General features: G+C 38.1%; 29 protein-coding genes, 1 pseudogene and 1 riboswitch. Of the genes and pseudogenes, 9 read left to right on the top strand and 21 right to left on the bottom strand.

Annotated elements, in window-relative coordinates:
• Positions 1-21: 21 nt before the first annotated feature.
• Entirely contained in the window at positions 22-618 is a 597-nt protein-coding gene (locus ACGLXV_RS18995) for a nucleotidyltransferase family protein (protein WP_391559894.1), read from the bottom strand.
• 154 nt (positions 619-772) lie between these two features.
• Positions 773-1,090, bottom strand: coding sequence for a hypothetical protein (locus ACGLXV_RS18990; protein ID WP_391559893.1), 318 nt, complete (start codon positions 1,088-1,090; stop codon positions 773-775).
• Positions 1,091-1,323: 233 nt separating this feature from the next.
• On the opposite strand from ACGLXV_RS18990, the gene ACGLXV_RS18985 reads away from it, so the two are divergent.
• On the top strand, positions 1,324-1,494 hold the full coding sequence (locus ACGLXV_RS18985; protein ID WP_162927738.1) for a hypothetical protein: 171 nt from the start codon (positions 1,324-1,326) through the stop codon (positions 1,492-1,494).
• A gap of 50 nt (positions 1,495-1,544) precedes the next feature.
• On the opposite strand, the gene ACGLXV_RS18980 is transcribed toward ACGLXV_RS18985, so the two are convergent.
• From ACGLXV_RS18980 to ACGLXV_RS18930, 11 genes are all read right to left on the bottom strand, one after another.
• Positions 1,545-2,228 carry a DUF421 domain-containing protein gene (locus tag ACGLXV_RS18980; RefSeq protein WP_391559892.1) on the bottom strand — a complete coding sequence of 228 codons (684 nt, stop codon included), beginning with the start codon at positions 2,226-2,228 and terminating at the stop codon, positions 1,545-1,547.
• A gap of 64 nt (positions 2,229-2,292) precedes the next feature.
• A complete protein-coding gene (locus tag ACGLXV_RS18975; RefSeq protein WP_391559891.1) occupies positions 2,293-2,436 on the bottom strand; it encodes a hypothetical protein in 144 nt (47 codons plus the stop codon).
• A 175-nt stretch (positions 2,437-2,611) separates the two neighbouring features.
• On the bottom strand, positions 2,612-3,706 hold the full coding sequence (locus tag ACGLXV_RS18970) for a sensor histidine kinase (protein WP_391559890.1): 1,095 nt from the start codon (positions 3,704-3,706) through the stop codon (positions 2,612-2,614).
• Positions 3,696-4,382: a response regulator transcription factor gene (locus tag ACGLXV_RS18965; protein ID WP_391559895.1), complete on the bottom strand. Its 687-nt coding sequence runs from the start codon at positions 4,380-4,382 to the stop codon at positions 3,696-3,698. Before ACGLXV_RS18965 ends, ACGLXV_RS18970 begins: the two co-directional genes overlap by 11 nt.
• Before the next feature lie 17 nt (positions 4,383-4,399).
• Positions 4,400-4,963 carry a VanZ family protein gene (locus tag ACGLXV_RS18960; protein ID WP_391559889.1) on the bottom strand — a complete coding sequence of 188 codons (564 nt, stop codon included), beginning with the start codon at positions 4,961-4,963 and terminating at the stop codon, positions 4,400-4,402.
• Positions 4,964-5,096: 133 nt separating this feature from the next.
• The gene (locus tag ACGLXV_RS18955; protein ID WP_391559888.1) at positions 5,097-6,575 is read right to left on the bottom strand and encodes a SulP family inorganic anion transporter; all 1,479 of its coding nucleotides are present in this window, start codon (positions 6,573-6,575) and stop codon (positions 5,097-5,099) included.
• 236 nt (positions 6,576-6,811) lie between these two features.
• On the bottom strand, positions 6,812-7,228 hold the full coding sequence (gene fosM / locus ACGLXV_RS18950) for a FosM family fosfomycin resistance protein (RefSeq protein ID WP_391559887.1): 417 nt from the start codon (positions 7,226-7,228) through the stop codon (positions 6,812-6,814).
• A gap of 17 nt (positions 7,229-7,245) precedes the next feature.
• On the bottom strand, positions 7,246-8,091 hold the full coding sequence (locus ACGLXV_RS18945; protein ID WP_391559886.1) for an STAS domain-containing protein: 846 nt from the start codon (positions 8,089-8,091) through the stop codon (positions 7,246-7,248).
• Between the two features lie 135 nt (positions 8,092-8,226).
• A complete protein-coding gene (locus ACGLXV_RS18940) occupies positions 8,227-9,321 on the bottom strand; it encodes a mechanosensitive ion channel family protein (protein ID WP_391559885.1) in 1,095 nt (364 codons plus the stop codon).
• 425 nt (positions 9,322-9,746) lie between these two features.
• A complete protein-coding gene (locus ACGLXV_RS18935; RefSeq protein ID WP_391559884.1) occupies positions 9,747-10,706 on the bottom strand; it encodes an MBL fold metallo-hydrolase in 960 nt (319 codons plus the stop codon).
• A gap of 64 nt (positions 10,707-10,770) precedes the next feature.
• Positions 10,771-11,214 (bottom strand): hypothetical protein, encoded by a 444-nt coding sequence (locus ACGLXV_RS18930; RefSeq protein WP_391559883.1) that lies wholly within the window; start codon positions 11,212-11,214, stop codon positions 10,771-10,773.
• A 133-nt stretch (positions 11,215-11,347) separates the two neighbouring features.
• On the opposite strand from ACGLXV_RS18930, the gene ACGLXV_RS18925 reads away from it, so the two are divergent.
• Positions 11,348-12,340: an LLM class flavin-dependent oxidoreductase gene (locus ACGLXV_RS18925; RefSeq protein WP_391559882.1), complete on the top strand. Its 993-nt coding sequence runs from the start codon at positions 11,348-11,350 to the stop codon at positions 12,338-12,340.
• Between the two features lie 173 nt (positions 12,341-12,513).
• On the opposite strand, the gene ACGLXV_RS18920 is transcribed toward ACGLXV_RS18925, so the two are convergent.
• On the bottom strand, positions 12,514-13,080 hold the full coding sequence (locus tag ACGLXV_RS18920; RefSeq protein WP_391559881.1) for a nitroreductase family protein: 567 nt from the start codon (positions 13,078-13,080) through the stop codon (positions 12,514-12,516).
• 252 nt (positions 13,081-13,332) lie between these two features.
• Here ACGLXV_RS18920 and sda point away from each other — a divergent pair, with 252 nt between their 5' ends.
• On the top strand, positions 13,333-13,647 hold the full coding sequence (gene sda / locus ACGLXV_RS18915) for a sporulation histidine kinase inhibitor Sda (protein ID WP_391559880.1): 315 nt from the start codon (positions 13,333-13,335) through the stop codon (positions 13,645-13,647).
• Positions 13,648-13,652: 5 nt separating this feature from the next.
• Positions 13,653-13,735: riboswitch (cyclic di-GMP riboswitch) on the top strand.
• A 158-nt stretch (positions 13,736-13,893) separates the two neighbouring features.
• Here the strand turns inward: sda and ACGLXV_RS18910 are convergent.
• Positions 13,894-15,078, bottom strand: coding sequence for an LL-diaminopimelate aminotransferase (locus ACGLXV_RS18910; protein WP_391559879.1), 1,185 nt, complete (start codon positions 15,076-15,078; stop codon positions 13,894-13,896).
• Between the two features lie 96 nt (positions 15,079-15,174).
• Positions 15,175-16,041, bottom strand: coding sequence for a hypothetical protein (locus tag ACGLXV_RS18905; protein WP_391559878.1), 867 nt, complete (start codon positions 16,039-16,041; stop codon positions 15,175-15,177).
• A 202-nt stretch (positions 16,042-16,243) separates the two neighbouring features.
• On the opposite strand from ACGLXV_RS18905, the gene ACGLXV_RS18900 reads away from it, so the two are divergent.
• The 3 genes from ACGLXV_RS18900 (at position 16,244) to ACGLXV_RS18890 (ending at position 18,318) form a co-directional block, all read left to right on the top strand.
• Positions 16,244-16,438: a hypothetical protein gene (locus ACGLXV_RS18900; protein WP_391559877.1), complete on the top strand. Its 195-nt coding sequence runs from the start codon at positions 16,244-16,246 to the stop codon at positions 16,436-16,438.
• Positions 16,439-16,444: 6 nt separating this feature from the next.
• The gene (locus tag ACGLXV_RS18895; protein ID WP_391559876.1) at positions 16,445-17,173 is read left to right on the top strand and encodes a sensor domain-containing diguanylate cyclase; all 729 of its coding nucleotides are present in this window, start codon (positions 16,445-16,447) and stop codon (positions 17,171-17,173) included.
• Positions 17,174-17,313: 140 nt separating this feature from the next.
• The gene (locus tag ACGLXV_RS18890) at positions 17,314-18,318 is read left to right on the top strand and encodes a DUF3231 family protein (protein ID WP_391559875.1); all 1,005 of its coding nucleotides are present in this window, start codon (positions 17,314-17,316) and stop codon (positions 18,316-18,318) included.
• Positions 18,319-18,461: 143 nt separating this feature from the next.
• Here the strand turns inward: ACGLXV_RS18890 and ACGLXV_RS18885 are convergent, their stop codons facing one another.
• Entirely contained in the window at positions 18,462-19,079 is a 618-nt protein-coding gene (locus tag ACGLXV_RS18885) for a superoxide dismutase (protein ID WP_391559874.1), read from the bottom strand.
• 201 nt (positions 19,080-19,280) lie between these two features.
• Here ACGLXV_RS18885 and ACGLXV_RS18880 point away from each other — a divergent pair, with 201 nt between their 5' ends.
• Together ACGLXV_RS18880 and ACGLXV_RS18875 are read left to right on the top strand one after the other, a co-directional pair.
• The gene (locus tag ACGLXV_RS18880; RefSeq protein ID WP_391559873.1) at positions 19,281-19,910 is read left to right on the top strand and encodes a helix-turn-helix transcriptional regulator; all 630 of its coding nucleotides are present in this window, start codon (positions 19,281-19,283) and stop codon (positions 19,908-19,910) included.
• Positions 19,911-20,052: 142 nt separating this feature from the next.
• Entirely contained in the window at positions 20,053-20,892 is an 840-nt protein-coding gene (locus tag ACGLXV_RS18875; RefSeq protein ID WP_391559872.1) for a fructoselysine 6-kinase, read from the top strand.
• A gap of 354 nt (positions 20,893-21,246) precedes the next feature.
• Here the strand turns inward: ACGLXV_RS18875 and gdhA are convergent, their stop codons facing one another.
• The gene (gene gdhA / locus ACGLXV_RS18870; protein ID WP_391559871.1) at positions 21,247-22,629 is read right to left on the bottom strand and encodes an NADP-specific glutamate dehydrogenase; all 1,383 of its coding nucleotides are present in this window, start codon (positions 22,627-22,629) and stop codon (positions 21,247-21,249) included.
• A gap of 147 nt (positions 22,630-22,776) precedes the next feature.
• On the opposite strand from gdhA, the gene gltC reads away from it, so the two are divergent.
• Positions 22,777-23,688 (top strand): glutamate biosynthesis transcriptional regulator GltC, encoded by a 912-nt coding sequence (gltC, locus tag ACGLXV_RS18865; protein ID WP_391559870.1) that lies wholly within the window; start codon positions 22,777-22,779, stop codon positions 23,686-23,688.
• A 137-nt stretch (positions 23,689-23,825) separates the two neighbouring features.
• Here the strand turns inward: gltC and ACGLXV_RS18860 are convergent, their stop codons facing one another.
• The 3 genes and pseudogenes from ACGLXV_RS18860 to ACGLXV_RS18850 form a co-directional block, all read right to left on the bottom strand.
• Entirely contained in the window at positions 23,826-24,617 is a 792-nt protein-coding gene (locus ACGLXV_RS18860) for a transporter substrate-binding domain-containing protein (RefSeq protein ID WP_391559869.1), read from the bottom strand.
• 25 nt (positions 24,618-24,642) lie between these two features.
• Positions 24,643-25,611 (bottom strand): SIS domain-containing protein, encoded by a 969-nt coding sequence (locus tag ACGLXV_RS18855; protein ID WP_391559868.1) that lies wholly within the window; start codon positions 25,609-25,611, stop codon positions 24,643-24,645.
• 95 nt (positions 25,612-25,706) lie between these two features.
• Positions 25,707-25,895: pseudogene (locus tag ACGLXV_RS18850) on the bottom strand (peptide ABC transporter ATP-binding protein); the annotation flags it as partial.

Here is a 25,895-nt window from a genome sequence, read left to right as displayed (position 1 = left end):
ACACTTACAACCAATACCATATCATTCTGACTCATTTTCAACTCCGTTTACATGAATATGATACACTTTTACCTTATACCAAATAGATTCCCATTTCTTCTTTCTTATTCTCTCCTCATAGATGGCAGCCCGTTCTTTTGATTCAGTGAAGAATGTGGTGGGTCTCACTTCTAGATTGATCACATCTTCTATTCCACAGGGAGCTGTTAGAATCACATTGTCCTTCTCGTCTAATTTCACTCCAAGTGCCGTTGCTGTTTCTGGAAATTTTGATATGGCATCCACGGAGGATGAATAAGGCGGAAGATGGTTTGCGAGATGCATTCTTGCTTCATTTTTTACAGACCAAGGTATGCCAGGTAGCCTTCTCTTTAAAACATCTTCATACGTCTTTTCTGTTATTTCCTCTGTGTTATCAGGGTCAAAGTAGATAACATCCACATCTGGTATAGTGGTTCTTTCACGAAAATCGTGTAAAGTATCCCATATTTTCGAACGGACGAACCCGGCACATATCCACCAGTCTGGTAAATTCAGTGATCGGACAGTCCTTAACGCATCCATCATTTTCTCATCTTCATTAATTAGTTTACATATATTTTGTTCAGTTTTTAGCATAGCTCTCCCCTAACGCGAACATATATTCCTATTTTATCATGAAATAGATATGATTCTATCTTTTTCAATGAAAAAATTGTTAAAATTGGAAAAACAAGAAATCTAATATACAAAAAAAGCATCCCTAAAAAGGAATGCAGATGGCTATACTGTCCTATTTTTCTTTGATCTGTTCACGGATTTTTTGAAGTTCTTCAAAGGATAATTCACTTAGAGAATTTCTTATTTCATCCTCAATTTTTTTTCGGTTGTTCTCTTGATAACGATCCCACCATTTTCTGAGACCTTCTGTGTGATCTAATATGTATTCAAAATCTATTTCTTCTACCTCTTCATCTGATATATACTCCAATACCGCTGCTAACATATGTGAAAGGCTTTCGACTTCATCATTGTTCGGTTGATTACTCGGCAAATGGACAATTTTTTCTTTTTCTGACCCTTCTTCCGTTTGTGCAGGCTTTCTTGGCATTGTACCTCTCCTTATTTAGTTTTAAGCGATGACTATAGAAGTAGTATGACCATTAATCAAAATGAGCATTAGAATCAAGTATTAATGAATTGAAAATTTTGTATACTCAGTATTAAAAAGTTAAATATTGTTCCTTGATTGTGTGAATAATTGGTAACTTGGACATTCTCTTTCATTTTCTAATGTATGATAGGTTTGTAAGTTACTTAAGCGCCAATGAGGAGGCAATGAAAATGGAAAAATTAAAGAAACTACAAAAAGGGTTATTAGCTTTGTTAGCAACTTTTATGGTAATTGGATTTGCCACAGGCTGCAGCGAAGACACAACAGAAGAAACAGAAACTGAAGAAAACCAAACGGAAGAAGGCACTGAAGAGAGCACTGAAGAAACAGATAACGAATAAAAGGTAACCCCTGTCATGTTAAGTGGCAGGGGTTTATCACCTGAAAATAATTAATATACCTGAAGGTACAAGTCTTTATCCGATTCCCATTCCGCATATGCTACATCTTTCACTGAAGATATATTTCTTTCATTAAGTTGTTTGATCAAGGCTTTATAATCCATACCGGACTCTTGTAGATGTTCCATAATAACTTCCCCATCACTGATGATGGTCAGTGGAACCATTCGTTTGTTTATTTTCAAGTTAAAATCTTTATATGTAGGTTTATCTGCCTCTTGTTTTTTTAAGATACTTATCGATCCATTCGGCTCTAATATGGCATACTCAACGTCTCGTAAGGAAAATACATCCTTAGAGCGAAGCAATTGTTGAAGTTGATTAATATCAAGGTGATTCTTTTTAAGTTCTTTCCAGTCTAATTTTCCTTCATGTATGATAAAGGATGGTTTTCCTTCTAAAAATAGCCGAAGTCTTATGGATTTCTGGGTCGTTAATTCCGTTAAATAGATCAGGAGACCCCACACCGTTATTCCAAAAAGAATCTTCAAAAGGTTGATTTTCGGATCAAAAACCGCACTTCCTACAAATTCACCTAACACGAGTGCGGATATAAAATCAAAGGGAGTGATTTGACTAATTTGGGTTTTCCCAAGAATTTTCACCATAATAAATAGAAAAACGTAACCACCAACCAACTCAACTAGCATTTGTACATAACCCAACTGTATCACCTTTCTAAGACCTTACATGATTTTAAAGCAAATCTCAAAAGCTCAATTCACCCTGCTACCTCTATTAGAAAAAGGATTTAAATACCTCCGACTCTTCTTCACACTGTGTACAACGATAAGTAATTTCCATCGCATCTTCATAGGTTTTGTGAAGAGTATCCTTTTTGCAGTTCTCACAATACTGAATCTGTTCCGCTTCAACACCCAAAATGATTCCTCCATCTTTTTTAGTTTGAATACTGTTAGATTCTCCAAGAGCGAAAGGAATTATTAAGCGTGCTAGTAACCTATTCTCGTTTTTTGGAGGCTAGAAAATTATAATCTAGAGACTAAAAAAGACTACTAAGAGATCATTTTTCTTAGTAGTCTTTTTTATTATTTGCTTACTTCCTAAGTGTCACTATAAATGCCGTTCTACAAGCCGAGCTCGTCACCTCAATCTGACCATGATGAAGGTCAACAATACTCTTTGCGATCGCCAGTCCTAATCCTGAACCTCCGGTAAAGTTCGAGCGCGATTTTTCCACGCGGTAAAACCGTTCAAAAATATGCGGAAGATCGGCACTTGGGATCGATTGGCCGTAGTTGCTGATTTCAATCACTACTGATTCATCGGTATCACTTAGCATCAAATCGATGTATTTGCCTTCACGACCGTAACGAATGGCATTTTGAATCAGATTTTCGAATACTCGTACAAGTTTCTCCCCGTCTCCCAACACTGTTGGGTTCGTGGCATGAGAAATAAATCTCCATTCCATATTAGCTTCTTCTACCTGCGTTCTAGATTGTACGGCCAATTGATTAAGCATTTCTTCGATATGAATCGGGTGCTTCTGAAGTTTGATTTGCTGATTTTGGACATACGTATACTCAAAAATATCATTAATTAACACATGCAAGCTTGCAGCTTTATCATGAATCACTTGCACAAAGTGTCGAAGCTCCACTTCGTCACGATATCGGTCATTATTTATCAGGTCTAAATAGCCAATAATCGAGGTTAATGGTGAACGAAGATCGTGTGCTACATTGGTGACAAGCTCATTTTTTAACTGTTCAATCCTTTTGACTTCTTTGATGGCTGCTTCCGACTTTTCAATGATACTTTGGATACCTTCAGCCAGTGCATGAAATTCAGCCGGACCTGAGATTAACCCAATATTTCTATCACCTAGTTGAACATCACTTGTGATTTTCTTCAGATAAAAAGCCAAATATCGCTTCCGCTCATATTGATAAATGAGGAACAAGAAAAACAACACCGTGACACCATAAAAAATGAAAAATATGAGTTCACGAAAATAGGATAATATAAACAAAAGGCTATCAAAAAAACGTGAATTATCTTCTAAATACCATAGTCCTGGTAACAGAATGATTCCTGTCACGATCGCTAGGCAGATTGATAGAAAAAGGTACATAGTAATCTTCCATTTTGGAAGAAACCTTACGAGTTCAATCATATTATTTCTCAATTTTATATCCCACTCCCCAGACGGTTTGAATGATCCTTTCTCCTGGGCAAGCCGCATTGATTTTATCGCGAAGATTGCTGATATGGACCATCACAGTTTTATTCGACCCCTCCCCTGGTTCATTCCAAACCCTCTCAAAAATCTCTTCTGATGCAAACACGCGTCCTTGGTTTTTCGCAAGCAAATAAAGAATCTCAAACTCTCTTGCTGTCAGCTTCATCACTTGATCCCCGGCCGTAACCATATGGCTTCTTTTATTGATGGATAAAGAACCCACGTGAAGTTCATCTTCATTTTTGTCAGGTGGTTGATAATTGGCCCGTCTCAGCAAAGCTTTTACTCTTGCACTAAGCTCTAACGGATTAAATGGCTTACTCATATAATCATCAGCTCCTGTCATAAGGCCGATGATTTTGTCCATATCTTCTACCTTGGCACTCACCATCAAGATAGGTACTTGATGGTTTTTGCGAACTTCTTTACAAAATTCGAGCCCATCCATCTTTGGCATCATAATATCTAAAATGACAAGGTCAGGGGGAGTACACTCCAACAGTTGCAGTCCCGCCATCCCATCTCCCGCTTTAAATATCTCATATCCATCATTTTTCATATATAATTCAATCAACTCTGCAATCTGTTGATCATCTTCTACTATTAATATTCGAGTCATTATTTTGCCTCCTTAAGACACTAGAGCTGAAATGACCGTAGCATGTTCTTTAACGGGCTTGATTTAAGAGATACCTTAACAAGGAGAAAGCCAATTACTGCACCCGTTGTATTTGCTAACATATCATTTATGTCGGTACTTCTTCCACTTCCTAATGTCACTCGGATGAATAGCTGAAGAATTTCTAATGATAGGCTCATCATCAATCCGAGTTTGGCAACCTTTTTCATAGAAACCACATTCTTGTTCAAAAATGGAATATACATTCCAAAGGGTATAAGCATGATGATGTTTAATAAAAACGTGGTCACATCGATCGTCAAAATGGGAATAAAGTTGATCGTCTTATACCACGGCGTCTGATTCGCATAAAGCCCAATATTCACATCAATTGGGAAAAAAACTAAATGAATGACACATAGTAAGTATATACCAAAAGACGATAGTACCGCTAACTGTGGTATACTTACCTTCCTTTCTTGACGGGCAACCCACCTCACCAGCCATAATAGTCCCAATACAAAAACCGGCCCTAATACATGCCAGGAATGTATGGTGAACATGATTGATCTTGTTTCTTCCATTGTTCTTCCTCCTTAGAATCTTACTTACAAACCTAGTATAGATACTAGTTCTAAAGAATTTCTAAAGAGAACATTAAGGATCTCTAAAAAACAGAAAAAAAAAACGCAAAGCACGATGCTTCGCGGTTTTTCATTAATGTCCTACAACTTTCTCTAGGCCACCTGGTTTGTTGTGAACAGCTAATTTATCTATTAATTTATTGCTTTCTTTATTCAATCCTACGAGATTGACTTTAATCCCGTTTTGATGGTATTTAATCACGATTTTATCAATCGCACCAACTGCTGAATCATCCCATAAATGTGCTTCAGTTAAGTCAATATTCACTTCTTTAACATCATCATTGTAATTAAAGCATTCTACAAAGTCTGTTACAGAAGCAAAGAACAGCTGCCCAGATACTCGGTAGTACTTTTTATTTGAAAGTTCTGAGGCAAGTGTCGTAACTTTTACTTTAGAAATTTTAGACGCGAAGAAAATCGCACTTAAAATAATTCCTACTAAAACACCTTTTGATAAGTCATGTGTCATCAGTACCGTAAGAACAGTAGCAATCATTACAATCGTATCGGTAATCGGAGTTTTATGAAGAGATTTCACTGAACCCCAATCAAAAGTCCCAATGGACACCATAATCATCACACCCACAAGAGCTGCCATCGGAATTTGAACAAGGAAGTCATTTAATACTAAGATCAAAATCATTAAGAACACACCAGCCACAAAAGCAGAGAGTCGGCCGCGTCCACCAGATTTCACATTGATTACCGATTGACCGATCATTGCACATCCAGCCATACCACCGAACAGTCCAGATACGATATTGGCAATTCCTTGACCACGTGCCTCTTTGTTTTTATCACTTTTCGTATCCGTCATATCATCAACGATCGTTGCTGTTAGCAAAGATTCCACTAAACCAACAATCGCAATCGAAAGTGAATAAGGGAAAATGATTTGTAACGTCTCAAATGTTAATGGAATATCAGGCAGTAAAAACATAGGTAAGGCTTGTGTTAATTCACCCATATCTCCGATCGTACGAACTCCACTACCTGTAAAGATAGCGATGGCAGAAATGACAACGATAGCCACTAATGGAGATGGAACAGCCTTTGTGAATCGAGGGAGTATATAAATAATCGCTAATGCTCCCCCTACCATCGCATACATCGCCCATGATTCTCCAACAAAGTGAGTTAATTGGCTCGTAAAAATAAGGATGGCTAACGCATTTACAAAACCAACCATAACTGGACGAGGAACAAATTTCATCAGTCTCCCTAGTTTTAGTACACCCATGACAATTTGAATGATCCCAGTCAAAATCGTCGCAGCTAATAGGTATTGCAGACCGTGTTCAGCCACTAATGTGGTCATCAGTAAGGCAGTCGCACCGGTTGCAGCAGAAATCATCCCTGGTCTTCCCCCAACAAAAGCAATCACAACTGCGATACAGAAGGACGCATACAATCCAATCATAGGATCTACTCCTGCAATAATCGAAAAGGCAATTGCCTCTGGGATCAAGGCCATGGCTACGACTAGCCCTGCCAACACATCTCCTTTGATGTTCCCAAACCATTCATATTTAATTGTGTTTAAATTCATGAAACACCTCTTCTTTTTTATTTGTAGTGACTTTCAACTCTCATGAAAGTCGGGGCCGTTTTTAACAGAACCAAGTATATAAGAATGTGGATAAATTGTGAAATGACAAGAAAGCGCACCCATCTACTATTTGCTCCCAAATTCTCAATATTATTTTGATAAACACAATAAATCTATATTTTTTTAATAAAAAAACCTGATTGGAGAATTAACCAATCAGGGCATACATTTAATTATTAGAAAAATTCCATATGTGATATGTCTTGTTTGTAGTATTCTAAACGATTCTGTAGAGTACCTGTATGAAATTCAAATTTATGTCCATCCGGATCGGTAAAGTAAATCGACTTCTTATCGCGTTCATCTCTGGTACGCCCGGATAGAATGTTTACGTTCAAAAGCTGCAGCTTTTCATATAACATGTCTAGATCTTCCTCATCTACAGAAAAAGCTATATGCGTGTAAGATTGGGATATTTCTTTTCGAGGAATATCCTTTTCGACATTAAGCGCAAGCCAAATCCCATGTAAATCAAAATAAGCGGTACTTCTCCCTTTTACTAAAAGCTTTGCATCAAATACATTTTGGTAAAAATGAATCGATTTTTCTAAATCAGAAACAGAAAATAATAGATGGTTTAAACCTTTAATCATCAATTCTTCACCTCATGTTACCGGCTTTTTTCTATTCTAAACCCTAATTGCTTCAACGCATTCTCTAGCGATGATTGTGTTATTACTTCATTAAAATGCAAGCCAATATTCACAATCGTTTGCGCCAATTCTGGGCGAATCCCAGTGATTAAAGGCTCTATCCCACTTAGTTTTAGAGCCGTTATGATTTTATAAAGCTGGTCAGCTACCATGGTATCAATGATGGGTACACCAGATACATCCATAATTAGTGAATCTAACTGAAGACGTGATCCTTCATTAAGTACGGTCTCCATGATTAATTGCGCTCGATTTGTGTCTATCGTCCCGATCAGTGGAATCACCGCAATCCCTTTTGTAATCACCACAACGGGAACGGATAATTCCTCTACGGCGGAATAAGCAATATTCATTAACTCAGTGGTTCTTTTTTCATACACTTCGCTCATCACTTGCATTACTTTATCTATTAAAGGATCAATGATTTTAGACACATCAAGCATCGTAATGGCCGCAAATTGTTTTTCTGCTAACTCGTCGGTAAATACATCCCATAGAATGGTTCGGTAAAAGCTAACAGCGCGTAAGGCATTGCTTAGCGACACCTGATATTTCATCGCAAATCTAGCGGCCTTTTTCCCCCAGAGTATCACGTGCTCTTGAATGATCTCCTTTTCCTCGTATAATGCCTGTCCGAAGTATCTGACGAGTTCCGCTCTATAGGCATGCAACTCTTGGCCTGGAGCTCCAGCTTTACTTAAACTTGATGAATAATCCGAATCGATTAACTCCGATATTCTTTTAGCTAATATATCCTCATTTTTTACAATTTTTTCCCCAATATAACGTAATTCCCTTTTCACATGCGTTATCTCCTTGTCTTTATGCGAGTATAAAATATTTCAACATCAAGCTAGTAGAATCCTTCTTTAAGGACTGCCGCTATAAAAAAAGAGCCAACCGCCAAAATAAACGGTTGGTCTCTTAACACTTCATTTTCAATCAAAAGAACCCATAGTTTGAAGCAAGTCACTGGATTCCTGTGATACGTAAATCGTTCTACTTGGGAATGCCACTTCGACTCCCTCTTCTTCTAAAATCGCCATAATAGCTATGTTGATTTCATGTTTAATTTTCACATGCTCTCCCCAAACGGTCGTGTTGGTGAAAAAGTATAAGAGGATATCTAGGCTACTATCATTATATTGATCAAATGCCACCATAATCGTATCTGGATGAACATCCTCATGGTTTCGCAGCATATGTTCCACCCGCTGAACGACTCTTTGAATTTGATCTTTAGTGGATTTATAGTTTAGTCCTAAGTGGAAAGTAATTCGTCTTTTCCCCATTCGACTCCAGTTGGTAATTGGTTCGTTCGCTAAAGTTGAATTCGGAACGGTCACTAAAGCCTGACTAAACGTTCGTACCTTCGTGCTTCTAAAATTGATATCTTCTACCGTTCCCTCGACACTAGGAGTTAAAATCCAATCTCCAATCGAAAAAGGTTTTTCGGTTACAATGACGATTCCACCAATCAGGTTGCCTACCGCTTCTTTGGCAGCTAGCGCAAAAGCGAGACCACCTAGTCCAAGTCCTGCCACCAAGCCATTTACGTCATAATCAAACTCCTGACCAATAATACTGATGCTGATGGCAACAAGGATCACACGAATCGTTCTTGAGATAAAAGGAATCAATATTAAATCTATCTTATTATTAATCTTTTGATTCACACTCATGATAATTCCTGTGGTTGGGGAAGAAAGATTAAATAACCCCCACGTAATGGTCACAATCACCATCGATCGTAAGAATTTTAAAAATAGCGCATTGTGCTGTTCGATAAACGGGAAATAATCCATCGCTACATATAACCCGATAATAATAAATAACCAGCCGATCGGACGTTCAAAGCTTAAACATATTTGTGTAAAAAAATCAGTAGGTGTTTTTCTAGACAATTTTAAAATCAATTGAAATACATACTTTGTAAAAAGGTTTCTAAATAGAATAAACAAAAGCAAGATTCCTATAGAGATCCCTAAATCTTTTAACATATCATAGTCGAGTTGGACCGAAAAAAAATCCATCTTACTTACCTTCTCTCTTTGTAATTCACAGCATACATCCTCATATATTACTCTCATCATCAATATATTTGAATACAACTAAAGTCTTGTTTATAAAAAAGGATAAAAGAAGGTAGACGAACGAGCGTCGACAAAGAATCGTTGAAATTTGTTGTAACTTGACTGAAAATGTTGGTAATAAATGGTTTTATTTAAAGACTGATGTTGTTAAAATAGATTTTGTGTTGAAAAATAATACTTAGAAAGGTGTGTGGAAATTGATTTATGAAATAGTCCTTTATAAAGGTCTAAAGTGTAATGTAGTATTTGATTATGGAAATGGAAATCTCGAGATATTATGTTTGGATGAAGTTCTCCTCGTGCACGAGGGTCAAATAGATCGGTTACAATAAAGGATTGCACTAAAAAAAGAAGCAAACTTACGTCTACTTCTCTCTCCACCAAGGAGTTCTCGGACATTCATCCATGCCTATGCAAACGATTTCCCCGATTTTCGGTGTAGCAATGGAGACCTGATGCTGAGATGCTGCTTTTGTAACCCGTTCTACCGGATCAATCCACGAATGGAAAGCAAGGGTAAAGGCTCCCCAATGAACAGGAATTAACAAATCACCACGAACATCAAGATGGGCTTGTACCGTCTCTTCCGGTAGCATATGTATATGGGACCAACGCTCATCATATTGACCGCATTCCATTAAAGTCACGTCAAAAGGGCCATAGGTTTCACCGATTTCCTTGAAGTGTGGACCATAACCGCTGTCGCCACTGTAGTATACCTTTGTTTCACGTCCTGCTATCACCCATGAACACCACAAGGTAGAATTTCGATTAAATAAACCTCTTCCGGAAAAATGTCTTGCGGGCATACAAGCTAGAGTAAGATGCTCAAGCTGGATTTCGTCACCCCAGGCATGCTCAGTAATTTTTTCTGAAGGAACACCCCAATTGATTAAACATCGTCGTACCCCTAACGGTACAATAAATCTTTGTGTTTTATCCTTTAATCTACGAATAGACGAATAATCCAGGTGATCATAGTGGTCATGTGAGATCACAATCGCATCAATACTAGAAAGTTCTTCAGGTTCAATCGGTAAATTTGTGCTAAAACGTTTTGTACCAGCCCATGAAACCGGTGAAGGACGGTTACCAAGCATAGGATCAAAGAAAAGTCTTTTCCCTTCTAGCTCAAGAAGAAAAGCCGAGTGCCCAAACCAGGTAACCCTTGAATGAGGAGTAGTTCCCTCTACAAAATTTTCTACCTGGATGGGAATGCTTGGCCTTCGAATGCTTCTACTAGTTACAGAATCCTTCATCATGCTGATCATGGACTTTAGATTCATATTCATAGAGGTTGGTATTTGGTTTTCATATTTTTTCATTAGAGAAACTTCCTTTTTTGTTACATTGATTTTTATCTCATTATAGAACACTTCTGATACAATTTCATTTTACTTCAATCATAAAAGCATAACTGGAGGACCCCTTTTCCCATGCTGCATAAATGTCATAAACATAGACACCTGGCTCTTTTGGTGCAGTGAATTGACTATCCTTTACATTCACTGTTTGAGGAGTACCATGAATCCAAAGGTTTGCACCTAATGAGCCTGGTTTTGGTTGTTTTTTAAATTGAATTTTTATATTCGATTGAGGTGGTACTTGAATAGGTTTGAGTTCTTTGCTTGCCAGTAACTCTGGAGGAGCAATCATATCTACACACTTGGAGTTTATGAACCCGCTCCAACAATAGGACCCTTGAATCGTTGGGACCTCCATATCCTCCACTATTACACTCGGTGAAGGAGGTCCAAACGTTATGAATCTATTTGCTAAGAACACACAAGCAACCACTATCAAAATGATGACCATCGTTTTTGCATACTTCAACAGAAATCTCCTCCCAAAATATTCATTTCTACTACTGACGTAAAAAGTAATAGATGGGTTACTTTTCTTGCATCATGGAAACACATAAATTAAAGTGGAAATGTCTATTAATTTTTTAGTTGGAGGGTATGTCTTGAAACTCAGTGTTCTTGATCAATCAGTTATCAGTAAAGGAGCAACCGCCTCGACTGCACTACAAAATACCGTGAAACTCGCGCAATTATCCGAGGAATTAGGATACACTCGCTTTTGGGTTGCTGAACATCATAATTCAAACGGAATCGCAGGCTCTTCTCCGGAAGTACTAATTTCTCATATTGCATCAAGCACGAAAAAAATCCGAGTGGGATCTGGCGGTGTTTTACTCCCACAATACAGTCCATATAAAATTGCAGAAAACTTTAAAGTATTAGAAGCCTTATTTCCCAACCGAATCGATCTAGGAATTGGCCGCTCTCCAGGAGGTGCGGCAACCACCAGAATAGCATTAACAGATGGACTAAGAAAAAGTCTGAATGAATTCCCACGGCAAGTGAGAGATTTGCAAGCCTTTCTAAGTAATGACTTAAATGCCGACCATCCTTATGAGTTGGTAAAAGCCTACCCTGTTTCTTCGAGTTCCCCCCACATCTGGATGCTTGGTATCACACATCGAGGTGCAAGGTTGGCTGCAGAACATGGGACAGCCTTTACGTATGGACATTTTATTACTCCGGCAAATGGACAGCGGGCTTTGGACTATTATTACGAAAACTTCCAACCCTCCACCCTGCTACCAAAGCCACAAGCAAATGTGTGCGTATTCGTGGTATGTGCATCCTCACAGGCAAAAGCAGAAGAATTGGCTTTGAGCCAGGACATGTGGCTTTTAGCTATCGAAAAAGGACTGGATACTCGGATAATGTCTGTAAAAGAGGCAAAAAGAATTCCACTAACAAGTGCGGACATAGCAAAAATCCAAGAAAACCGCAAACGCATGATCATTGGTACACCACAGAAGGTGAAAGAGGACATTCTCAGATTAAGCGAACAGTATCGTACAGATGAGTTTATGATTATTAATAATGTATATGACTTTCAAGATAAAATGGAGACGTATACGTTGTTGGCTGAGGCTTTGCTTTGAAATGGGTTGGGATAGTGGGGCTAGGCCCGATGTTTAGTTCCTGGATTCCACTAATTCCTGGAATCCACAAGCACTAACTAGTACAAGTAAACCACCCACCAAAATCCAAACCACCATTAACAAATACCATCAAAAAAAGGCAAACCACTCAGTGATTTGCTCAACTTCTCAATCTACTTGTATTCACCTTCAAAAACTAACTCCATCAGAGGTCGTCTGCCCGATGGTTGCTCACGGTCTTGTAACTCTGCTGGTAGCGTTTCTTTCTCTCCCTGATATCCAATTGCGACAATCACTTGAATGTCGAAGTCATCAGGGACATTTAGTGCTTCTCGAGCTTGATCCTGATAAAAACCTGCCATCGGGTGAGTGATTAATCCTTTTTGGCTTGCCTGTAGTGCTAAATATCCCCAAGCCGAACCGGTATCAAACGCATGGTAACCCAATTTTTTATCAGACAAAATTGCCACAAAAACTGGAGCCTTTTCGCACCATTTACGATTTCCTTCCTTGATAAAAGAATGAAATTTTTCACGATCCTCTTGTGAGCGTGCAATCACAAATCTCCAAGGCTGAGAGTTATTTGCAGATGGAGCCCAATGTGCTGCTTCTAATACACTCATAAGAACGTCCTCTGGTACTTCTTTTTCTAAAAACGAACGAGGCGACCAACGATTTAAATAGCTTGGATCAATGTCATACTCAGCTTGACGACCCTGTTTTGCTTGTATTTCCGCCATATACATTACTCCCTTTGTGAAAATATTCCAATAACAATACCCATTTTACTCCAACCATAATTTCCCTACAAATTTTTTGCTTTTTTATGTCTACATTTCTTCAATAACGGGTAATGATATACGTCAGCGCACAAATAATCAGCCACCACGAATTTTGTCGAAAAATATCTTGAGATGTGTGCAGTTACCTTTGGACTATTGAACTTATCCTATATATACTAATTTAAGTAGATTGTAAGAAAGGATTTCCCTATGAATTCGCTACAAAGACTAGATGATGAACAATTGTCAAATATCATAATTCGAGCCATAAAGTTAAACTTAGAAAATGACTTTCTCAAATTTTTAAAAAATGAGGCGATACGAAGGTTGATGTATTCACAGCATGATCTTATATCAAAGCAAAGTCTTCAAGATGCCCTTGATGTGATTTATTTCAAGAGAGAATTAGAGCTTTTACAATATGAACAATCGAAATGTACAGAGGATGCTATAAGAGGGCAAATATGGGACCACATTCAACTTTTACAGTCAGTTATCGATTTAGCAACCGAACAGATTAAATAACCACCATCCTGCAAAGGCAAACCTTATGAAAATAAGAGACGCAAAGCCACGGGCCTAACGCAATCGCTATGGTAGCCGAGCCGCCAGGACAATTCCTCTTTTTTGTGTACTACTACTCTTACAATTACCCACACACAAGTTAAAAATATTTTTTCTCCTAATGATAAAAATCGCACATTTCCCTTTTCAGACACAAAAAAAATCCCTATCAAAGTAGTAAAGTTCCTACAATGAAAGGGATTTATATTAATTGATTTCTGGTCGATAGGTATGTAAAAACTTCTGAATTCGCTCTGCGGCTTCTGCTAATCTTTCAGAAGGCTGTACTAATGCGATTCGCACGTACCCTTCTCCTTGTGCTCCGAATGCGTCCCCTGGTACAACCGCCACACCAGCGTGTTCAAGCAATTTAAAAGCAAACTGACGAGAGGTCCAGCCTTGAGGAATTTTCGTCCAAATGAACATCGTTGCCGGGGTAGTTTTCACTTCCCATCCACCCTGATTGAGTCCGTCAATTAATGTATTTCTTCGGTCTTCGTATATGTGTTTCTGTTCAGCAAGCATCAAAAAATCAGAAGTTAATGCTGCTACTGCTGCTTTTTGGATCGGTAAAAACACTCCGTAATCCATATGTGACTTTAGAGAGGCTAGAATTTGTAATGCTTGAACATTTCCGACCACATATCCAATTCGGCAGCCAGCCATATTAAAGGTTTTTGATAAAGAATTGAACTCAATTCCGACTTCCTTTGCCCCTTCAATAGACATAAAGCTCAATTGAGGATGATCATCAAAAATAAGTTCCGAATAAGCGAAATCGTGTACCACAAGAATGTCATGCTTCTTAGCAAAAGCTACTAACTTTTCAAAAAAGCTTCTGTCCGCAATGGCAGTTACTGGATTTCCGGGATAACTCAAGATCATCATTTTTGTTTTCGCTAACACCTCTTCTGGGATGTCCTCTAAAATAGGAAGAAAATCATTTTCTTCTAATAATGGCATCGGATACACGACTCCACCCGCAATCGTGACACTCGCCTCGTAAATCGGATAACCTGGGTCAGGCACAAGCACATATTCACCTGGGTTCACCATGGCCGTTGCTAAGTGTGATAGTCCATCCTGCGAACCCATAAGTTGAAGAACTTCATCCCTCGGGTTAAGCTCCACTCCATAACGGTTTTTATAAAAATAGCTAACCGCTTCACTAAACTCAGCCGTTCCTTTTAACGTATATCCATAATTTGCTGGATCTTTACTGTATGTACTAATCGTATCCATAACCAATGACGATGGAGGTAAATCGGGACTACCGACACTTAAATCAATCACATCTTTCCCACTATTCATAAGTTCATTTTTTCGATTGGCTAAGTCTATAAAAATGGATGTTGTTAGTTTATCCATCTTAGCTGATGACTGTAATTTCATTTCGAGTTGTCTCCTTATTGTTCAAAACTATACTACTATTTTTAAATGTTTTGTTTTTTAGTATAGCAAAAAAAGAAAACCTAATCATGTAGGTTTTCAATTTTTCCCCTGTATTTGATTGAAAAAATGCTCCGTGTCAATCATCCACCGATCCATCACACTATTTTTTCTTAAAATAAAGGTCATGTTCTTTGTTACTTTCCCACTTTTATCTGTGTGATATTTTGCTTCTACCGGAACTTCTAGCACCAGCTGACCTTCCAGATCTTCCACTGGTAAAAAGGACATAGATGTTATTCGGAAGTAAGTAAAAGACTTTGCCATTTTCTTCAATTTTGTGGAAGTGTTGTTTTCTGCACTAGTTACTTTTAGTAAATGAGGGTCTTGATAATTTATGCCTGTAACAAAAAACTCAATCATTTCATACGGATCAATGGTATGTAAGTACTCTTCTTCTTTTCCGCCCGCTTTTAAGATCATTAAATGATGAAGTTTATCCATCTTTCCTGAGCGATGGGTGGTACTTCCTAAAAAGTGAATGCAAAAATGGCCCGGAAATCCGTTTTGAAGTGCTCCTGCTCCGTGAGGCATACCATGCATTGAAGCTGCAATACATTGATCTCCCACCTTCACGATGATCGCTCTTCTGTTCCAACTCCACTTCCCATCATATATTTCCTTCATGATCTTTGTATCTTTTGTGGTAAGAGGTTGAACATCTGCATGTCTGCTACCCGCTCGTCTTTGGACCTTGAATTGTTTCCCAGTTTCAACATCAATCACGGTAAACTTCTTCCCTTTTGGCAGAATGTCTTTTGCGACTTCCCATGGCAGGATCTCAATTTCGAAGCTAATGGGAAGATCGTCATCGTCATACTTTTGTACATTTGCTTTAGATTCTACCGGAAGAATAAAAAGATAAATAAGAATTCCTATTATGACAAATATAGAAAAGTTTCTCATATCACACCTCACTTCTCATATTCTTTTCCACCAAAACAAAAAATATTTAGGTAGCTGAGTTTGTCCTGAAGGAACTGAAGGAAAAGATTGGTATATAACATTCAACTATCCTTGTTTGGAAATTATAGCAATATTACTATTGATTTTTATCCTATCATCCCATATGTTAATAGTGGAACAATGATGAATAGAGGTGATTATTTTGTCTACCGCACCTTTTCAAACTTTTGAAGAAGCAGTGGAAAACTTACTTGAGCTTGTTAGCTCATTAGTTCCAGGTAAAACTATTTTTTTATCTAAAATAAAAGATAATTATCTAGAGATTGTGCAAAAACTTGATAACCAACCTGGAGTTAACCTATCTGAGGATTCATTACACTTACGTGATACCTTCTGACAATATTTGGACTATAACGGTAGGGTACCGTTAATCATAAATGATACAAGCAAAGAAGAAGTGTTCCACGTTTTCTCTGATCATAATATTGGTTCTTATCTCGGCGTACCTGTCACCTATCAGAATGGTGAGGTCTTTGGAACCCTGTGCGCATTAGATACCAAACCCTCCCACTTTACAAATAAAGAGGCAGAGCATTTACTAAAACTTTCTCGTTTCTTCAGTTATGTGTTAACACTTGAAAAGCAAGCAGTCATTGACACGTTGACAGGTCTATACAATCGGAGATACCTTTATCAATATTTATCGAATAAAGAACTTATTGGTTCCCGAAAACTAACCATTATGTTTATTGATCTTGATGGATTTAAAGTGGTAAATGATACATATGGACATGATTATGGAGACCGTATTTTAAAAAAGGTTGGTAGAAGACTAATAGAGGTCGTTCCTAACATTGGTTTCGTTGCTCGTCTAGGTGGAGATGAATTTATTATGGTGTTTAATGATCTTCACGAATACGAACAAATTTCTACAAAAGCCCAAGAAATCTTACACGTACTTTCCAATTGGGAGGGTAATGAAGAGGGCATTCTTTTAACTGCAAGTATTGGGATTGTCAATTTTCCCGATGATAGTAACAGTGTAGATACTCTAATAAAGCATGCTGATCAAGCCATGTATGTTGCTAAACATCAAGGCAAGAACCAATTCATATTTTACTCCCATTTATAGACAAAAGAGTACGTATCTAACGTACTCTTTTGTCTATGTGAAATACCATTGCAATTCCCCACCTCATCCTCTACTAGAGACTTCTACATATCTTTATCTCCTTTGGAAATAGTAAGCATAAAAAGGAGTTCTTAAATGAAATGGATCATAACCCAAAACTTGTTTCTTCAGAAATTGCCGCATTATGGAGTGCTTATATGCAGAACTCTATGTCTTATTGTATTATTCAACACTTTGCTACAGTGAATGAGGATGACGATAATACCGTAGTTCTTCAAACAGCTTTATCTAATTGCCAATATGTTATCAATGAAGTGAAACAAATCTTTGAAAAAGAAGATCATGCCCTCCCAATTGGATTCACTCAAGAAGACGTTAACCTGCAAGCTGATCGATTATACTCAGACCTATTTGCTCTAAGATATATTAAGTATACAGCTGCAGCTGGAACAGCAGCTGCAGCCGCCTTACTGGAAGTATTGGCTAGAAATGATGTGAGAGCTCTTTTTTCAAAAATATCCGAAAGATTTATGAATTTATATAATGAGTCTTGTGATTTACTCTTAAAAAAAGGGTCATTTATACGTTCACCTACTATACCACCGATGCAAAAGGCCGAGTACATAGAGAGCGAATCATTTATTTCAGGTTTAATTGGGAAACACCGCCCTTTAACCACGATTGAGCTTGCCCATATTTCAAAAAATACTGAAACAAACTCCATCGGTCGAACCTTTGTAGCTGGATTTTCGCAATCGGCTCAATCACCTGAAGTTCGAAAATACATGGAGAGAGGTGCAGAAATCGCAGCAAAGCATGAAACCGTATTCAGAAAAATATTGCTAGAAGATGAAGTTCCACTACCAAGCAGCTGGGATTCAACTATTTCTCAATCTATAGAACCTGTATTTTCTGATAAATTAATGATGTTTCATACGGATAGCTTAACTGTGATAAGTGTAGCAGGTTACGGAGCAGGCATAGGAGCAAGTCTGAGAAAAGATATTAGTGGACATTACACTCGATTACTAGCTGAAATCCTAGATTATGGAAGAGATGGTGTGAAACTCATGATTGATAACAGATGGTTAGAACAACCGCCACAAAATGTAGATAGAGAAGCTTTGCGCAATCGAAGTGAATAAATTAAACCTTCTCTCTTGCTAAAAAAAAGAGAATGAGTACCTAGGTAAAATGGAGATATATTTAATTGTGAAATTAGTATGCTACATGCTTCAAAAATGCTTAAAAAGGGACAATAATTTCATTGTCCCTTTTTCTACATTCTTTATTTTGTTGCTTGCTTAAATTTGATAGAAACAGCATCCCAGTTAATGATGTTGAAGAAGCTTTCAATATAATCTGGTCTTCTGTTTTGATAATTTAGGTAATACGCATGCTCCCATACATCAAGGCCTAGGATAGCAACTTTTCCTTCCATGATTGGGTTGTCTTGATTTGGTGTGCTTGTTACTTCAAGAGCACCTTGTTCATTTACAACCAGCCAAGCCCAACCTGATCCAAAACGAGTTAGTGCCGCTTTTGTAAATTCTGCTTTGAAGCTGTCAAAGCTACCAAATGCTTTTTCAATAGCTGCACCTAATTCACTGCTTGGTGCTGCATTCCCTGCTGGAGCAATAACTTCCCAGAATAATGTGTGGTTTAGGTGTCCTCCACCGTTATTTCTAACAGCTCCGCGAATCGCTTCAGGCACTTCATTTAAATTTTCCAACAAGCTTACTAGGTCTTTTTCTTGAAGTTCAGCTTTTCCTTCAAGTGCAGCATTTAAGTTATTTACATATGTTTGGTGATGTTTTCCGTAATGAATTTCCATTGTTTGCTGGTCAATGTGAGGCTCTAATGCGTTAAATTCGTAAGCTAATGTTGGTAATGTGTAATTTGTCATAATAACAATCCCCTTTATTTTCCCTTTTTTATACTTTATGGTTTAAAAAGTATATTTTTAATTTACCTCAATCTTTCAAATTATTCAATTCATTTGCTTCATTTTTTTCTAAAATTTTCTTATTTTTTTCCACATAGGACCGTTTCTTTTCAGTATTTATACTATATAGTATAATAAGTCTTATATTGAGATAGAATTGAGGTGTTACAGTTGAGTAAAAACACCAGAGAACAGATATTGGATTTGCTGAAGAAGGAAGTGTCACTGGCTGTTAATGAGCTGACCGAACGGTTAAACATTACCCATATGGCTGTCAGAAAGCACTTAAATATTCTTGAAAAAGATCATCTCATTCGATCGGTAGAAGTCAAGCAGCCCATGGGTCGTCCCCTCCAAATGTACTCCTTAACTGAAAAAGGAGAACAGCTTTTTCCGAAAAATTATGAAAGCATTAGTGTCGAGTTTCTTCGAGATATCCAAGAACTCCATGGGGAAGAAACGATTCAGCTTTTATTTGATAAAAGAGAAAAACGCATTACGGATGAATATAAATTAAAAGTTCAAGATAAAAAGAATTTGTCTGAAAAAATAAAAGAGCTCGCATCGCTACAAAATGACAAAGGCTATATGACCGAAGTAAACCAAGTAGATGAGCACTCCTATGAAATGATCGAGTATAACTGTCCGATCTATGCGGTAGCCAAAGAATTTAAAATCGCTTGCCGTTGTGAAACAGACATGTTCAAAAAAGTAGTAGGTACAGAACAAATACAGCGAATATGCTGCAAAACAGATGGAGATGATCATTGCCGATTTGTTTTTCACGCATAACAAAGGGGCTTACCAACCAGGTGAGTCCCCTCTTTTTATATATTAATAAATTTCTATCTTAAATTTACTGAAATTTCTGCTCAAATATAATATAATACGTTTTATAACGTTTCTTTATATTAGGTCTCAGGGGGTTACTACAATGAAAGTCATTGGTTTTGGAGATAATGTCGTAGATAAGTATGTTGATATACAGACCATGTATCCTGGTGGCAACACATTAAATTTTACGGTTTATGCCAAACAGCTTGGAAGCGATTCTTCTTTTATGGGCATATTCGGGACAGATTTGGCGGCCGCGCATAATCAAGACACGTTGAAAAAAATCGGCGTAGACATGTCTCATTGCAAAGTATTAGAAGGTGAAAATGGCTATGCCATGGTTGACCTAGTGGATGGAGATCGCGTGTTCCTTCGCAGTAATAAGGGTGGCATCAGCAATACAAGCAAGTATCATTTATCAGCAGAGGACCTAGAATATATTAAAAGCTTTCAGCTCCTTCACTCCAGTAAATATAGTTACATAGAAAGTGAGTTACCAAAAATAAAATCGACTGGTGTTCCGATCTCCTTTGATTTTTCTGATGATTTTACAGAGGAATACATCGAGCAAGTTGCCCCGTTTGTGAATTATAGCTTTCTATCATGCAGCCATCTAGACGAAACCGAAGTGAAGGAATTGCTTAAAAAAGTAAACTCACTTGGTAGTCAAATTGTCGTTGGAACCCTTGGCTCAAAAGGAGCACTTTTATATAATGGGACAGGATTCTACGCTCAAGCTCCCAAGCTTGTAGAAGCAGTTGACACATTGGGTGCCGGAGATTCGTTTATTACGGCGTTTTTGTTAAACTATGTTGGTCATTCGGAGAGTTCAGAAGAGGAAGAATTAATCCAAGAGTCACTTCGTAAAGCAGCCGATTTTGCCGCAACAACCTGCATGGTGGAAGGCGCGTTTGGGTACGGATTGAAATATGAAGAATAGGAAGACACAAAAAACTCGCTCATAGTCAGCGAGTTTTCTTCATTCTATTATCCTCTTAAATAAAGTAATATCATAAGAAAAATGATAAGTCCGATCATGAAAATAGAACCAATGCTAGCGCTGTATACTATATACACTTTAACATGAAGAATCACATGAACTAAAAGAACGATAAATAAGCAAAGTAGCAAAATAATAATTAAATTAACATTTTTATTTCTATACAAAGAATCAGCACCTTATGGATACATTTTTCTATTACTCTTTATATATTTTGCTTATGCTAAGAATATTCTTTTTCCATCTCTTAAAACAACAAAAGGCCACCAAATAGTGACCTTTTGTCTTTATTACTTAAATGACTCCCTGTGCGATCATCGCGTCCGCTACTTTTACAAACCCAGCGATATTCGCTCCGACTACCAGATTACCTGGTGCATCATATTCTTCTGCTGCCTTCTGACTCTTACTATATATATCTTTCATGATCTGTTGTAATTTGAGATCCACTTCTTCCTGTGTCCAAGCTAACCTTGCACTATTTTGCGCCATTTCTAATGCGGAGACAGCAACTCCACCTGCATTGGCTGCTTTGGCAGGAGCAAACAACACCTGATTCTCTATAAAAATATCGATGGCTTCTAGCGTAGAAGGCATGTTTGCCCCTTCGCCTACCGCCTTTACTCCATTCGAAACTAGCAATTCTGCGGCATCTTTATTCAACTCATTTTGCGTGGCACATGGCAATGCAATATCACACGGAATCGTCCAAATACCTGAACAACCTTCTTGATAGATTGCTTCAGGATGTTCCTTGATATATTCAGAGATTCTTTTATTTTCTACTTCTTTTAAGCGTTTAACGGTATCTAAGTCAATTCCATTCGGATCATAAACATAGCCTGATGAATCGCTACATGCGACCACTTTTGCACCGAATTGAATCGCTTTTTCCATTGCATAAATGGAAACATTGCCTGATCCAGATACCACAACCGTACTACCATCAAAACTGAAGCCCTTGCTTTTAAGCATTTCATCTACAAAGTAAACCGTACCGTAACCAGTTGCTTCTTTTCGGCCTAAGCTTCCTCCATACCCAATTCCTTTTCCCGTTAATACGCCTGCCTCATAAGCGCCTCTTAATTTCTTATATTGACCGAACATATAACCGATCTCTCTCGCCCCTACTCCAATATCTCCAGCAGGAACATCTGTGTCTGGTCCGATATGTTTGCTAAGCTCTGTCATAAAGCTTTGACAAAAACGCATAATTTCAAAATCCGATTTTCCTTTTGGATCAAAATCAGAACCACCTTTCCCACCGCCGATCGGTTGCCCTGTTAAGGAGTTCTTAAAGATTTGCTCAAAGCCAAGGAATTTAATAATACTTGCGTTCACAGAAGGGTGAAATCTTAGTCCTCCCTTATAAGGTCCAATGGCACTATTAAACTGAACACGATATCCGCGATTGACTTTTACATTTCCATTGTCATCTACCCATGGCACTCGGAAGGAAATCAATCGTTCTGGTTCAATCATTCTTTCTAAAACCGCTTGTTTAATATAAATAGGATTTTTCACAAGAACAGGGACTAAAGATTCCAGCACTTCTTTTACCGCCTGCTGGAACTCACCTTCATTTGGATTGCTCTCTTGGACCTTTGTAAATAAACGGTTTACATAATCTTTTACGATTTCCGTTTGACTCTCTTCTACTTTTTCTAACACTTTCATAAAAATTTCTCCCCTAATCTATTATAAAGTTAAGAATATTTTCTTTTCTTAAATGTGTTTTCATTTTATAATTTTGTAATTGATAGTTCCAATATCAAAATTCGATGAAATCAATGCGTAAAACGCATCAATCAGGAGCGGGTAAAAATGGAAACAAGGCAAATTCAATATTTTCTAGAAGTGGCAAAAAGAGAGCATGTGACAGAAGCAGCAGATGCTTTGCATGTTGCTCAGTCTTCCGTTAGCAGACAAATATTCAATTTAGAAGACGAATTAGGTGTCGAATTATTTATCCGAGAAGGTAGAAGTGTACGGTTAACCCCTTTAGGTAGAATCTTTTACGAACGGATGAAGCAAGTGTGGAACATGATGGAGGATGCAAAGCGCGAAGTAGAAGAATATCTTAATCCCGAAAAAGGAACCGTTCGAATTGCGTTTCCGATTAGCATGGCTGCTCATACCTTGCCTTCTATTATCTACGCGTTCCGGAACAGATACCCTGAAGCTAAGTTTCATATGAGCAATGCTCTTTATTCTGATTTAATCGATGGTGTCGTAAATGGGGAATATAACTTAGCTATGATCGCTCCCATGCCCCATCAGGAAAAGGAGAAAAAAATCAAAGGAGACATTCTTTTCACAGAAAATATCGTTGCCCTCATCCCTCTTCACCACCCATTATCGGACCGAGAGTCCATTCGCCTGCGGGACTTAAAGGATGACTCCTTCTGTGTCTTACCTGAAGGGTTTATCTTTCGCGAACAAGTGGTTCAAGCCTGTCATGATGCTGGCTTTACGCCAAAAATTGCATTCGAAGGAAAGGATATAGATGCATTAAAAGGCTTAGTTTCGGCTGGATTAGGTGTCGCCTTGATGCCAGAAATGACATTGGTGGATAACACCCCGCGATCCACAGTTATGATACCCTTATCAGATGCAAGTGTTACACGAACGGTCGGCGTAATCTACCCAACTCAACGGAAACTGCTCCCTACCGAAGCTTTGTTTTATGATTTCCTACTTGAAACGTTTGAAAGATTGAATGAATTTAAAAAATAGGAAGCACAAAAGGGATGATAGATATAAAGATTCGTCCCTTAGCATATTTAGTTTACATAATAATATTATAGGTAATAAAAAAACCGACCTCAGAAGCAGGATCGTACCCACTTATGAAGCCAGTCTCATTTCACCTATTATTCAACAAACCATTTCACGACTAGTTCATCAATTTCTCCGCTATCAATCATTTCCTTTAATGCGGTGTTAAATTCTTCTGTTAGCTCGCTGCCTTTTGGAAAAGCAATGGCTGTACCAGGCGTTTCCCCATTTGGTACCGAAATGGTTTTAAGATTATCATTCGTGCTCATGTAGCCAATTGCAACGGCTTCTTCCATGATCACCGCGTCAAATCGCTTTGATTTTAGTTCTTGTATTAAGTCAGGTGTGCGGTCACGTGTTTCAAGGGTAAAATCCACCGTGCCATTTAGCTCTTTAGCTACTTCTTCCTGGAAAGAGTTCACTTGAGCTCCTAATACCTTGCCACTTAAATCGTCTGCACTTGTGATCTTGCTATCTTCTTCAAATAATAAAACCAAATCTGATCGGTAGTAGCTATCTGTAAAGTCAACGTTTTGCTTTCGCTCTTCGGTTGGTGCCATACCAGACATGACGAAATCCACTTTTCCAGCCTGTAGCGCAGCAATTAACCCGCTAAAATCCATGTCTTTAATCTCGACTTCATACCCAAGTTTGTCAGCAAGAGCATGAATAATGTCCACATCAAAACCAATGATCTCCTCACTTTTTGCTGTATCAATGTATTCAAATGGCGGGAAATCAGCCGATGTTCCCATCACTAACACTTTTTTTCCCTCTGTTTCTGCCTGTTCCTCACTTCCAGACGTTGAAGAATTTGAGGTTCCACATGCAACTAATACACTCATCACTAACGCAACCAACATAAAGACTGAAAAGAACTTTTTCATTGATAAACCCCTCTTTTCTATTTTTTTAATAAGCGACTTTCCCCATATATCTTCTTGTTTCTAATGGATGTTGGCGAATTTTTGAAAGCTCGGTACGATACACATCTAAAATACTGTAGAAAAGAATCGGGTTGAAGTACTCAACAACCGTATCATCAATGGTACTGATTCCAAGTTCTTTGCTATCAATGACCTCTACCTTCTCAGCGTATGTGTTTAAAAATTTCAACGCTCGTTCATCAAGGGCTCTCGTTCTTCCTTCATTGACTAAAAGGATATATGGTGTTTCTTTATCGGTTACCTCGAATGGTCCGTGGAAGTATTCCCCGGAATGAATGGCAGAAGCATTTACCCATTGCATCTCCATTAACGAACAAATCGAAAATCCATACGCATGACCGTAGGAAGCACCGCTACTCATCACATAAAATAAGTCCTCATGCTCAAATCTTTCAGCAAATGCTTTTGCTCGATCCGCCACAAGCACTTTCGCTTTTTCAATAATGCCATTGATTCGTTCTAACCCTTCAAGAACCTTGTCATGGTAGTCAAAACCTTCAGTGGCATGCAAAATCTCAAAAGTAATGTGCAAGATGATGGCCATCGGGTTGTTTTTCACATTTGATTCGGCTCCCCACAGGTATAAAATATTGTGGTCCGCATGTTGAATAAGGTTTGCCTGCTCATTATGTGTTAAGGTGATGGTTGTGGAACCATGTGCTCTTGCTAGTCTAGCTGCCTCAACAGATTCAGGAGTATTTCCACCATGTGAGCAAACAATCGTTACGGAACTTTCACATAAGGCTTTCGGTGTCGCATGAACAAACTCATTGCTCGTATAAAATCCCACGCGTAACTCTCTTGCTTCACTTTCTAGCAAGTATTTAGATGCATACATATCGACGAGTGAGCCGCCACAAGCAACTAAATACACTTCCTTAATCCCCTCTTTTTTTGCTGACTGAATTTGCTTAACGATTTCTTGAATATTCATTATGTCCTCTCCTTTTGTTTATAAGATACGTATTAAAACGTATTTTTTTATGGTTAAAATTCATCCTCTACTAAAGAAGTACAGGACGATTATTTTTATAGCATTTTTTCTAAAAATTCCTTTGCCCGGTTGCTCTTTGGCGAGGAGAAAAACTCTGCTGGTGGTGAATCTTCTACTAATCTACCATCATCCAAAAATAACACCCGATCCGCTACCTCACGTGCAAATCCCATTTCATGGGTGACGATTGCCATCGTCATCCCTGTTTGTACAAGGGATTTCAT

The sequence above is a fragment of the Robertmurraya sp. genome (genome assembly GCF_036676585.1).
In the GTDB taxonomy this organism is placed as follows: Bacteria; Bacillota; Bacilli; order Bacillales; family Cytobacillaceae; genus Robertmurraya_A.
This window is presented reverse-complemented; position numbering and strand designations above follow the sequence as displayed.